This is a genomic window from Rosenbergiella metrosideri, from assembly GCF_022602565.1.
Lineage (GTDB): Bacteria > Pseudomonadota > Gammaproteobacteria > Enterobacterales > Enterobacteriaceae > Rosenbergiella > Rosenbergiella metrosideri.
On record NZ_JALBCV010000016.1, the window covers coordinates 45441 to 58362 of the forward strand.

Consider the following 12922-nt stretch of genomic DNA (forward strand, 5'->3'; position numbering starts at 1 on the left):
CTGAGAAGTCAGATTGGGGTGTTTTTTTATCGCGTTATGACTGAGCAAAAAAAACTGAGCCCCAAAAATAGAACTCAGTCTTGATAAAAAATCACTCACCTTTTGCAGGGAATTGATTCAGCTATATCGTTAACGGCTATTTGGCTAAATTCACAAAACGGATATGCGTAGGCGTACCGATTTGTAAGGTTGCCCCCGTTGGTGACAGTTCACCGGTCTCAAGATCGCGTGCGAACTCAACCACATTATTCGAATAAACGTTCGCCACGAATAGATAACGGCCCGATGCATCGAAGCTAAAGTCACGCGGCTCTACGCCACCCGCGGAATAGGTTTTCGACGCAGATAACTTACCTGTCGCCTTATCTACCGCATAACGAACGATCTGGTTCTTCTCGCCACGGTTACCTACATATAAGAAACGACCATCTGGTGACAGTGACAATCCTGCCCCGCTCATATCGTCAGGTTTAGTCGAGTCAGTCAACTTCTCAGATTGCAGCAGCGCAGTGTTGCCTTGGTTAAAGGAGTAGACCTTAACCTGTGCCGACATCTCTGTGGTGATGTAGAGATATTTTCCATCAGCAGAGAATAAGCTATGACGTGGGCCATCGCCTTCTGGGAAGCTAAGCGTTTTATCCTTTAAGAGGCTAAAAGGTTCTTTCGCTTTCGGGTCATAGTGATAGACGTGGATCTTGTCCGCGCCCAAGTCCGCGGCTAACACATACTGGCCATCAATACTGAAGGTCACAGAGTGCGCATGCCCAGAAGATTGACGCCCAACCACTTTATTGCTGCCTTGATTATAAGGGAAGAATTGTTGCGTCTTGCCTAAGCGGCCATCGCTCATGACTGGAATGGCGCTCACGCCCGCTTGACCATCTTTCCCGGAGTAGTTTGCCACTAATAGGAAACGTCCATCGCGGCTTAACGCAGAATGGGTGGGGTGCATCCCGCTACTGTCCACGGTATTCAATAAGGTTAACTCACCATTTTTCTCCAAATGATAAGCACTGACCTTACCGTCATCGACTTCGTTAACCACATAGACACGCTGATGTGGGGCATCGATGGTCAGCCACGAAGGGCTTACTGCCGGGGTTAACGCGATAGGCATCATACTGCCGTTCGCCGCCAGGCGCACGGTATAGATACCTTGGCTTGGATAAAACGCTTTTTGAACGCGAGCGCCCTGTGCCTCACCGGTCCAAGATCCGACTAAGAAGGTTTGTTCAGCCACGGCAGGTTGTTGGTTTAATAATCGCGCTTCGTCGGCGCTGGCTGCGTGGTTGAAAATAAGCGCTGCGGTAATCCCTAGGTACTTTTTCATTAATATTTCCTAACAATTAAACAAGACTTAAGAGTGGCGTAACTCGTCGCAATTGGCAAATAAAAATGCCTTATTAATCATCCGTAGACAAATGCGGTGATTGATCGCCATAATGGTGAAGAGAAATTGCAGTCTGCGTTCTGTTATTACCAACGGAGTCAGGATGGGTCAAGAAAAGCTGTATCTAGATAAAGAAATCAGTTGGTTAGCCTTTAATGAGCGGGTGCTACAAGAAGCCGCAGATAAACGCAATCCGCTTATTGAACGTATGCGCTTTTTGGGGATCTACTCCAACAATTTAGAAGAATTCTACAAAGTCCGTTTTGCTGATTTGAAACGGCGCATTTTGATTGGCGAAGAACAAGGTAGCCATAATGTTCCTCGTCATCTGTTAAAGAAAATCCAACAGCGCGTGGTGGTGGCCGATCAGGAGTTTGATATCCTGTATAACGATCTACTGCTAGAGATGGCAAGAAATCAAATCTTCTTGATAAATGAACGCCAGCTCTCCGCTAATCAACAGCACTGGTTAAAGATCTATTTCAACCAAGAGCTACGTCAGCATGTCACCCCAATCGTCCTCAATGCCGAAACTGATTTAACCCAGTTTTTAAAGGATGACTACACCTACCTCGCAGTAGAAATTATTCATCAGCAAGATCGCCAATACGCTTTATTGGAAATCCCTTCGGATAAAGTGCCGCGATTTATCGATCTGCCGGCCGAGCCACCTCGACGTCGTAAGCCTATGATCCTGTTAGATAATATTATGCGCTACTGCTTAGACGATATTTTTAAAGGCTTTTTCGATTACGACCAGCTTAATGCCTACTCGATGAAGATGACCCGTGATGCTGAATATGATCTGGTCACGGAAATGGAGTCGAGTCTGCTGGAGCTGATGTCATCGAGCCTGAAGCAGCGTCTCACTGCCGAGCCAGTAAGGTTTGTTTACCAACGGGATATGCCGTCAGAAATGGTCTCCTTGCTCTGTGAAAAGCTGTCGATCACTAACTTCGACTCGATACTCCCCGGCGGGCGTTACCATAACTTTAAAGATTTCATAAAATTTCCTAATGTCGGGAAATCGAATCTCGAAAATAAAGCCTTACCCCCTATTCGTCACAAAGGGTTTAATCCGTTTCGTAACGGCTTTGATGCCATTCGTGACCGGGATATTTTGCTCTATTACCCTTATCACACCTTTGAGCATGTTTTGGAGTTTTTACGCCAAGCCTCGTTTGACCCTAGCGTCTTAGCCATCAAGATCAATATCTATCGGGTGGCTAAAGATTCACGCATTATGGATGCGATGATCCATGCGGCGCACAATGGCAAAAAAGTCACGGTGGTGGTCGAACTCCAAGCGCGATTCGATGAAGAAGCTAATATCTATTGGGCCAAACGCCTCACCGAAGCTGGGGTTCACGTTATATTTTCTGCCCCCGGATTAAAAATTCACGCCAAACTATTCCTGATTACTCGCCGAGAAGGCGACAAAGTGATCCGCTATGCGCATATCGGTACCGGTAACTTTAATGAGCGCACAGCAAGAAGCTATACCGATTACTCTTTGCTCTCCAGTGATGCGCGGATTACCAATGAAGTACGACGGGTCTTTAACTTTATTGAAAATCCTTATCGACCAGTCAATTTCGAATACCTCATGGTATCACCGCAGAATACGCGGCAGACGCTCTACCGACTGATCGATGCCGAAATCGCCCACGCTCAACAAGGGCTACCGGCGGCGATTACCTTAAAAATTAACAACCTCGTCGATAACGGCTTAATCGATCGGCTATATGCTGCCTCCGGTGCTGGCGTAAAAATTAATCTCTTAGTCCGGGGCATGTGCTCACTGATCCCCAATATCGAAGGGATTAGCGAAAACATTCATATTTACAGTATTATCGACCGCTATCTTGAGCACGACCGCGTGTATGTGTTTGAGAATAATGGCGATCCAAAGGTCTTCCTTTCGTCGGCAGATTGGATGACGCGCAATATCGATAACCGTATCGAAGTCGCGGTGACTATCCTCGATCCTAAGGTCAAACAGCAGATTTTAGATATCATCGCAATCCTCTTTAGTGACACGGTTAAAGCAAGAATTATTGATAAAGAGCTAACAAACCGCTATCGTCCGCGCGGTAACCGCCGTAAGGTTCGGGCGCAGATTGCTATCTATAACTATATTAATACCATTGAAAACACCGACTAACTTATGCCTATAAGCCAAAATAGCCCTGAAAAACCTCAAGAATTTGCAGCCATTGATTTGGGATCGAACAGCTTCCATATGGTCATCGCACGCGTGGTTGATGGTGCCATTCAAGTTCTTGGCCGTTTAAAACAACGCGTCCATCTCGCTGATGCGATTACCCTCGATAATCAACTCACCGAAGAAGGGATTGAGCGTGGCTTAAGCGTGCTCGCACTTTTTGCAGAACGTCTTCAGGGCTTTGACCCCGCTAATGTGTCGATTGTGGGCACACACACCTTGCGGGTCGTCGATAATGCAGAAGAATTCCTTAAGCGTGCTGAGGAAGTGATTCCTTACCCTATCGATGTGATCTCGGGTAACGAAGAAGCACGCCTTATCTTTATGGGCGTAGAACATACACAGCCCGAGAAAGGTCGCAAATTAGTGATCGATATCGGTGGTGGGTCGACCGAACTGGTGATTGGCGAAGATTTCGAACCGCAGCTTATCGAAAGTCGCCGCATGGGGTGCGTGAGTTTTAGTAAACTTTACTTTCCCGGCGGTAAGATCAGCCATGATAATTTCCGTCGTGCTCGCCTCGCGGCAGTTCATAAATTAGAAACCCTCGCCTGCCAGTATCGTCAAGCAGGATGGCAAGTGGCAATGGGTGCCTCAGGGAGCATTAAAGCCGCCTGTGAAGTATTGGCCGCGTTAGGTGAAAAAGAGAAAGTGATCACCCGCGACAGCCTCGCCCTGCTCTGGGAGAAGATCAGCCAATTCGATAATATGGATGACTTGGACTTACCTGGTCTGTCAGACGACCGAAAATCGGTCTTTGTCCCGGGATTAGCCATCCTTAGCGGTATCTTCGATGCGTTGCAAATCAAAGAGCTACTTTATTCAGATGGCGCGCTGCGTGAAGGCGTTCTCTATGAGATGGAAGGCCGTTTTCGCCATCAGGATATTCGTAAACGTACCGCACTGAGCCTGGCTGAGCATTATGTCGTCGATCGCGACCAAGCCAAACAGGTACTGGAAACGACTCGTTTACTGCACCGTCAATGGGAAAAACAGAATCCGAAGCTGGCCAACAAGGCGCTCACTGCATTGTTGGAGTGGGCTGCGATGTTGCATGAGGTGGGGCTGACCATCAATCACAGCGCCATGCAGCGCCACTCGGCCTATATTTTACAGCACTCGAATATGCCGGGCTTCAGTCAGCAACAGCAACTTTTACTGGCCACCTTAGTGCGTTTTCACCGTAAAGGCATTAAAACCGACGATGTACCGCGTTTTACCGCCTTTAAGCGTAAGCAATTTTTACCGCTTATTTTTCTTTTACGCTTAGCTATCTTGTTGAATAACCAGCGCCAAGCCACGACTCGCCCAGAAAAGCTGTTATTGCATACCGACGAAGGTCACTGGACTCTGATCTTCCCGAAAGAGTATTTTAACCAAAATGCCTTGGTGCAATTAGATCTGGAACGTGAACAGGCTTATTGGTCTGAGGTCACCGGCTGGCAGTTAAATCTAAGCGAAGAAAAATAGCGCTACGCTGAGGTAAGTATGACAACACGCCCACTCGCACAACATCATCTAACGGCTCCGCATCCCGAAGTGGTGGCGTTAGTGCCTCGATTAATCGAGGGGGATATTTTGGATCTTGGCTGCGGGTCGGGTCGGCATGCCCTTTACCTCCAGCAGCAGGGGTTTGCCGTCACGGCATGGGATAACGATCCGCTGGCGGTACAACGCTTAACGCAACAGACGCCCCAAGCGGCACTGGCGAGAATCACTGTTGCAACCCCGGACCTGAATCATCATCGCTTCAACGGCCAATACCATGCGATTTTGGCCATTGATATATTGATGTATTTGCACCCCTCGGCTATCGGCCAGTTAATTGCTGATATGCAAGCGTCCACCCTTAAAGGCGGCTATAACCTTATTATCTGCCCGATGCACGATGAAAACTCAGACAGGTCGATCGCCTTCCCGTTTAGTTTCCGTTCAGGAGAGTTAAGCCACTATTATCGACGTTGGCATATTGTTCACTACCATGAACAGCAAGCGACGTGGGCCTCCCCCGATGCACCGACTGAGCCAATTACCCTTCGCTTTGCCACCTTATTGGCACAGAAAATCTCGATTAAAGAGTTGTAATCATTTGCAGGGGTAACACAGTTGACCGTCACCCCACCCCTAACCTCGGAATCTTTTTGATGAATAACTCACCCTTAAATCGTCAGAAAAAGAAAAGCGGATCATTAATTCGAATTGTCTTCTGGTTAAGTCTAGTATTACTGGTGGCCCGACTGATTTGGGTCATCCCTGCTGCCTTCGAACATCATCGGGCAAAACAGGAGAGTGCCGGAACGGAACCCAAGGTCTCAGCCCCTTCTCAGGCTAAGTCTAGCCCCTAATTAATGACAGTAAAGACACTTTAGCCCCGCTGAGAATCACAAAGGATGTAATATGTCAGAAGTCTATAGTCAGTTACTGGCTCAACGCCGCCAGAAAATTTTAGAGTTAGTGCTTAACAATCCTTTGTTGGTTGATAGCCTGCTTGAGCCTGAAAAAAAATTAAACGACTCACAGATCGAACAGGTCGCCCAACAGAAGCAATTGCTGACCGAGACGGTTTTGCTGCTGCATGCCGCGGATATTGCGGATATCTTGGAGTCACTGCCTGAAGAAGCGCGGCAAGCGGTATGGCAGATTATTCCCGTTGAGAGTCGCGGGCGAATCTTAGTCGAGGCCTCTGAAACGGTATGGGAAAGCCTGATTGAGTGTATGAGCGATCAGCAAACCTTACAAGCTATCGCTCCCCTCGACCTTGATGACCAAGCATGGTTATCACGCTTTTTATCACGCGATCTGACTGGAAAATTACTGACCGGTCTCGAGCCGAAACAACGCGCGCGTATTCTACAACTGATCGGTAAAGATCGGGGTGGCGTGGCGCAGGTGATGGACTTCAATATTATCACTGTGCGGCCAAATGTGACGCTTGGCGTGGTACAGCGCTATCTGCGTCACCTGAAAAAAATCCAAAGTGGTACCGATAAAATCTTTATTATCGACCACCAAAATCAACTGCTCGGCGAGCTGCTGCTCACTGATATTCTGATCCATACTCCCCACGCGCAGGTATTGGACGTCATGAATCCGCATCCGGTAACCTTCCAGCTGGATGAACAGGCTGAAAATGCTGCCAGTGCCTTCGAACGGTATAACCTTATCTCCGCGGCAGTGACCGACAATGAAGGGAAATTGATCGGTCGGATTGCGATTGAAGACATCATCGACTTGGTCAACCAAGAGAACGAGAATAATATCCGGAAAATGGGGGGGATACGCGAAGAAGAAGACGTGTTCGCCCCTGTGGCCAAGTCGGTTAGAAACCGCTGGGCATGGTTAGCCCTCAATCTCTGTACCGCCTTTGTCGCCTCGCGCGTCATCGGGTTATTCGAAAATACCATTGCTCACCTTGTCGCGTTGGCAACCTTAATGCCAATCGTCGCCGGGATTGGCGGTAACACAGGTAACCAGACCATTACCATGATTGTACGTGCCTTGGCCCTGCGTCAGATCGAACCGAGTAACTTCTCCTTTCTGTTTTTACGCGAGATTGGCGTTGCGCTGATTAACGGTATTCTCTGGGGCGGTGTAATGGGTGGTATCACCTACTTGATGTATTACAATCTGGCTCTCAGCGGCGTGATGATGTTGGCGATGGTGCTTAACCTGTTACTCGCAGCCTTTATGGGCGTCATGATTCCACTGATTATGACCAAACTAAAACGTGACCCAGCCATTGGCTCTAGCGTGCTGATTACGGCTACCACCGATACCGGCGGCTTCTTTATTTTCTTAGGATTAGCCACCCTGTTCTTATTGCACTAATCCCCCCTGTGGCACGGTTCGCGCCGTGCCCCCGCTTTTAGATTTTTATTCACTGAAAAATGGAACCGGTTTTTGATTTGTCATCAGAACCATTGCTGCGCTTAGCGGCAAAAATGTTTCAAAATTTAATTATTCAAATAAATGAATAATTAATCCAAAACAGGCTAACTAATCATTGCCCCCCCACTAAAAAGGCTCTATATTGGCCGCGCTTTTTTTAGCACACACTTTTAATTATTTTATTTAATCAATTGGGACTGAGCGCAGTCTTGGTTGTGGGAGAGATATGATGACGGATAAGGTCCGTATTGAAACTTTAGATGCCACCTCTTTCAAGGGGAACAACGATCAATTCTTGGCGCGTCAAGCAGAGTTTGAATCGAATGTCAGAAGTTATCCACGCAAGTTGCCTTTAGCCATTGCTAAGGCCAACGGCGTCTGGATCACCGACGTTGAGAACAAAGATTATCTTGACTGTCTGGCTGGAGCAGGAACCTTAGCATTGGGCCATAATCATCCTGATGTCCTGCAAAGCATCCAAAATGTTATAAGCAGCGGCTTACCGTTACACACTCTTGATCTAACGACTCCGTTAAAAGATCAATTCTCAGAATATCTCCTCTCTTTGCTCCCTCACCAGGGTAAAGATTATTGTCTACAATTCACCGGTCCAACCGGTGCAGATGCTGTCGAAGCTGCCCTCAAACTGGCGAAAAAGACCACGGGCCGAAACAGCGTTATCAGCTTCTCTGGCGGCTACCATGGTATGACCCACGGTGCGCTATCGGTTACCGGAAACCTGGGACCGAAAGAAGCCACCAGCGGCATGATGACTGAAGTTCAGTTTATGCCTTACCCACACCTTTATCGCTGCCCGCTGGGGATTGGCGGTCAAGCCGGTATCGATGCATTAAGCTACTACTTCGAAAACCTGATTAATGATGTCGAAAGCGGCGTTCGCAAGCCTGCTGCGGTGATCTTAGAAGCCGTTCAAGGCGAAGGTGGGGTTAACCCAGCACCGGTCGAGTGGTTACAACGTATTCGTAAAGTGACCCAAGAACACGGTATCTTGTTGATTGTCGATGAAGTGCAAGCAGGCTTTGCCCGTACCGGCCGTTTCTTCGCCTTCGAGCACGCAGGAATCGAACCCGATATTATCGTGATGTCAAAAGCGGTTGGCGGCGGTTTACCGCTCGCAGTACTTGGCATTAAGAAAGAATTCGATGCGTGGTCCCCGGGCCACCACAGCGGGACGTTCCGCGGTAACCAACTGGCGATGGCCACCGGTCTTACCACGCTGAAAATCTTGAAAGAGCAAGATATTGCGGGTCAAGTCGCGGTCAAAGGCGAGTGGTTAAAGGCACAGTTAACCCAACTGCAAAAACGCTTCCCGCAAATCGGTCATATCCGTGGCCTAGGTTTAATGATTGGTATGGAAATTGTGAAACCGCAAGAAGCTACCGACCACTTAGGTTGCCACCCTGCTGACCCTGAGTTAGCGGTGCTGCTGCAGAAGAAGTGCTTCGAAGCGGGTCTGATCTTAGAACGCGGCGGACGTCACGGTTGCGTGTTACGTTTACTGCCATCACTGCTGATCAGCCAAGTTGAATTGACCTTATTCCTCGAAAAATTCGAGCAAGCGCTATTAAGCGCTGGCCTTCAACCTCAGGGATAAGACAACAATGTCAACCACTAACACGATACTGACGGGATCACCAGAGAGCCTTCAGGCCTATCAAGAAGTGATGACCCAAAGCCAGCAAGCGGTTGCCGCTTGGCTGCAACAGCCGGAAATGTATCAAGGTAAATCCGTCGCGGCACTACGCGAGCGCATCGCCTTACAGTTCACGGCTGAAGGGTTAGGAAATGAAGAAGCGATTAATCGTGCTGTCGAATATTTCTTAAAAGACAGTCTAGCGGTCCATCATCCACAGTGTGTGGCGCATTTACACTGCCCAAGTCTGGTGATTAGCCAAGCGGCGGAAGTGTTTATCAATGCCACAAACCAAAGTATGGACTCTTGGGATCAAAGCCCGTCTGCCACGATTATGGAAGTAAAACTGGTCGAATGGCTACGCAGCCAAATCGGCTACCCGGCGGGGGACGCCGGGGTTTTCACCAGTGGTGGAACCCAGAGCAACATGATGGGACTGATGTTGGCCCGCGATGCATTTTTCGCTCGCCGGGGTCACTCAATCCAACAAGACGGCTTACCGAATAACCTGCGTAACTATAAAGTGTTCTGTTCTGAGCACGCGCACTTCTCTGTGCAGAAAAATATGGCGCTAATGGGCCATGGTTACCAGTCGGTGGTGCAGATCAAAACCGATGACTGTTCGCGTATCGATCTGAATGATCTGTTGGAGAAGCTAGCAACCGCGAAAAGCCAAGGTGAAGAAGTGATGGCTATCGTGGCAACCGCTGGGACAACCGATGCGGGCGCCATTGATAATCTTACCGCTATCACCACCTTAGCGGCGGAACAAGGTATTTGGGTACACGTCGATGCAGCATGGGGCGGCGCCTTACTGCTTTCGGAGAAATATCGTCACTGGTTAGCCGGTTTAGAGCAGGCTGACTCTGTCACGTTAGATTTCCATAAGCAATATTTCCAAACCATTAGTTGTGGCGCGTTCTTACTGAAAGATCCGAAGCACTATGAGTTAATGCGCTATCAAGCAGCGTACCTTAACTCAGAGTTCGATGAAGCACAGGGGGTCCCTAACCTGGTGTCGAAATCATTGCAAACCACCCGTCGTTTCGATGCATTGAAACTATGGATGGGACTCGAAGCGCTAGGACAAAAACAGTATGCCGCAATCATTGATAATGGCGTCACATTAGCGCAAGACGTTGCCGCCTATGTTGAGAGCATGACCGAAGTAGAATTGGTGATGAAGCCTCAGCTGGCGAGTGTCCTGTTCCGTGTGCGTCGTGAAGGCTTAGACGATCAGCAGCTCGCGCTGTTCAATCAGAAGATTGGCGATGCACTGCTTGATTCTGGACGCGCAAATGTCGGTGTCACTGAACACCATGGCGTGACCTGTCTGAAACTGACGTTACTGAACCCTACCGTGACGTTAGATGATATCAAAACGCTGTTAGCGTTAGTCTTACAAACGGCAGAAACGCTGTAGTTGAAAAAAAAGTCCCTTGTTGATAATGCCAGTCAGTTGCTTAACTGACTGGCATTTTTTTTGTGCACTTTGGATACGGAAAAGGCCACTATTCTTGGAAAGACGCTTTTCCTGCTTATCGGTGGTTTCACGTACTCTCCCGCTACCTTCCAATAATAGATGAAACCAGGATCGCCTAAACTAAGCAGCGTGAGTACGATGTTGATTTCTTAATTATGCTGATTAGGTTCTCCCCGGCGTGATATTGAATTAGACAAGACCTGACACTGGGGATTTTGCTAACTATGGAATGGGGAGCGTAAGAAGCTGTTATAGTAAATGAGTTTATTAGTAGGATATAAAATGCTTTGGTTGATAGTTAAGTATTCGGTAATAGCAGGAATGGTCGTGTTGATTTCCAAAGTGGCAAAACGAAGTGATAGGCTAGGGGACTTACTGGCTGCTCTACCTTTTGTAATTGTTCTGGTTCTTGTATGGATGAAGATAGAGGGGCAGACTCAATAGAAGATCGCTATCCACGCGTGGTATACTTTTTAGTATGTAATTCCTACTTTGCCTATGTTTCTTTGCTTCCCTCTTCTGTACAGGCATTTAGGTTTCTGGCTTGCGCTTATGACGTCATGCATTACGACGATTTTAGTTTTCTGGGTGTATGCGCAACTCCTAAGATTCTTTGGTATAAATTTGATGTGATCAGAATTAGAATACATTATACCTAATGCCCCGGTAGTTGTATGTGAACATTACGGGCGGTAGCAGTCTGAAGACTCACATTATTTTGCTAAAATCATCTCTATTTAACATAATCGACGTTACGCGCAAGCACGGTAGTTCCTAGCACGTTGCCAGTTTTTAGCCTAGAATTCTTTTAAGTACCGCAAACTTGACTTGCTTAATGTTCATTCGTGCTAACTATGGATCCGGCTTGCCATTTAAACTGCTAAACTATCCTATAGTGTCAAGCGCGTTGCGCCGACCCATTCTGGTGGATCACCGTCATGTACCACGGTACTGGGCCACGGTCAGGTCGATCATGTGTGGCGCACAATTGGCGCCGGCGACAATGACTAAGAAGCTTCGTTACATCTAATCCCTGTACGTTCACGCAGATCAGCTACGTGGGTACGGTACATTGGACATCGCGTTGGCCAACCTCGATGAGGTCATCCTGGCCGAAGTATTGGAAGCCTAGCTCGTCTAGATTTGTAATCAGCCGAATCAGACCGAAGCTGACGAAGACCGCTGGCAATCGGGCTTGAGATTTGCCACCTCCATCGTGACCTAGTTGTCGCGCAGCACATTCTCCAATGCTTGTCTCAAGCGGATTGAGGAACGACTGCACCCCCTGAGTTTTATCTACGATCAATTGTATGTTCGCCGACGCCAGCCATCTCAAGCCATCCGTTCGTTGCCGGCCAATGTGGTGTCGGCGCTCTACGATCATCTCTATACAGCAGCAGCCAGCAATCCTTTCCCTCGTGAGAAGGTGCGCTGGCAGGTCTAACTGGCGTTCTTTCTGATGCTGCATCAGGGGCTGCGCCGAGCCGAGGTGCTGCGCTTACCGGTGGGTATAATCAAAAGCGCCTATGACACAACCGGCAGCAGCGCATGCGCTATTGGCTGAACGTGCAGGTGAACCCAATATGCCGCTGAAGAGGATAATCCTTGTTACTCTCGACCCAGCATTAAGACCGCCCAATCCATCCGCCAGATACCAGTCAGCGACCCCGTGGCAAAGTTGGTTCAGACCTATGTCAAGAACTACCGCGGGGGTCCAGGTCATCCTTATCTGCTAAACTCGCAGAAAAACCAGCCACTCTCAACCAAATCGATCGCCAAGCTATTTGCTAAGTTATCCGCCAGTTTGTCTGACACCGCCCGATCTCAACTACGCGACTGGACCAGTAAAGAGTCCGTCACTACCCACGATTTGCGGCATACTTTTACCGTGGTGGGCCTGAACCTAATCAGATTGAACATGCAAAGGTTCGTCTAAATGGCGTCAGGCGCTTGCTTGCCACAGAAGTGGGTGAAAAACCCTTCCCTGATGGACCTGATCTTTCAACTGGCAAGGATCAAGGGGCTTGATGACTGAATCAATCGAAAATTGTCTTGATGAGGCTATCAAAGCTGTTCTGGGTGACATGCTGTCTAGGGACGAGGACATCACTGCCTGAGCCGCTGCAAGGCTGCATCCAACGCTTAAAGCAGCATCCTCGATCACGCGTAGTGACAGTCGGAGCGCCCTACTCGCTCAATATCAGCGATAGCAGAAGCAATACCGCCTGTGGTCCACCAGGTCAGGAAAACGATCGACTGTGCACCTTGTCGGAGACCTCGCCG

The 12922-nt window shown here is 48.5% G+C and carries 9 protein-coding genes and 1 pseudogene; 9 read left to right on the forward strand and 1 reads right to left on the reverse strand.

The features are described 5' to 3' along the window. Window positions 1-136: 136 nt before the first annotated feature. Window positions 137-1330 carry a lactonase family protein gene (locus MKR94_RS13620; protein ID WP_241647429.1) on the reverse strand — a complete coding sequence of 398 codons (1194 nt, stop codon included), beginning with the start codon at window positions 1328-1330 and terminating at the stop codon, window positions 137-139. Between the two features lie 163 nt (window positions 1331-1493). On the opposite strand from MKR94_RS13620, the gene ppk1 reads away from it, so the two are divergent. From ppk1 to MKR94_RS17215, 9 genes and pseudogenes are all read left to right on the forward strand, one after another. Continuing rightward, window positions 1494-3554, forward strand: a complete 2061-nt coding sequence (gene ppk1, locus MKR94_RS13625; protein WP_241647430.1) for a polyphosphate kinase 1 — start codon at window positions 1494-1496, stop codon at window positions 3552-3554. A gap of 3 nt (window positions 3555-3557) precedes the next feature. Then, on the forward strand, window positions 3558-5084 hold the full coding sequence (gene ppx, locus MKR94_RS13630; protein WP_241647431.1) for an exopolyphosphatase: 1527 nt from the start codon (window positions 3558-3560) through the stop codon (window positions 5082-5084). 18 nt (window positions 5085-5102) lie between these two features. After that, entirely contained in the window at window positions 5103-5699 is a 597-nt protein-coding gene (locus tag MKR94_RS13635; RefSeq protein WP_241647432.1) for a methyltransferase domain-containing protein, read from the forward strand. 59 nt (window positions 5700-5758) lie between these two features. After that, window positions 5759-5959: a YfgG family protein gene (locus MKR94_RS13640; protein ID WP_241647433.1), complete on the forward strand. Its 201-nt coding sequence runs from the start codon at window positions 5759-5761 to the stop codon at window positions 5957-5959. Between the two features lie 52 nt (window positions 5960-6011). Next, entirely contained in the window at window positions 6012-7442 is a 1431-nt protein-coding gene (locus tag MKR94_RS13645; protein ID WP_241647434.1) for a magnesium transporter, read from the forward strand. Between the two features lie 289 nt (window positions 7443-7731). Further along, window positions 7732-9117 carry a diaminobutyrate--2-oxoglutarate transaminase gene (locus tag MKR94_RS13650; RefSeq protein WP_048912424.1) on the forward strand — a complete coding sequence of 462 codons (1386 nt, stop codon included), beginning with the start codon at window positions 7732-7734 and terminating at the stop codon, window positions 9115-9117. A 7-nt stretch (window positions 9118-9124) separates the two neighbouring features. Continuing rightward, on the forward strand, window positions 9125-10579 hold the full coding sequence (locus MKR94_RS13655) for a pyridoxal phosphate-dependent decarboxylase family protein (protein WP_241647435.1): 1455 nt from the start codon (window positions 9125-9127) through the stop codon (window positions 10577-10579). Window positions 10580-10921: 342 nt separating this feature from the next. Continuing rightward, window positions 10922-11272, forward strand: a pseudogene (locus MKR94_RS13660) (DUF3147 family protein). A 991-nt stretch (window positions 11273-12263) separates the two neighbouring features. After that, window positions 12264-12575, forward strand: a complete 312-nt coding sequence (locus MKR94_RS17215; protein ID WP_422047531.1) for a tyrosine-type recombinase/integrase — start codon at window positions 12264-12266, stop codon at window positions 12573-12575. Window positions 12576-12922: the final 347 nt, after the last annotated feature.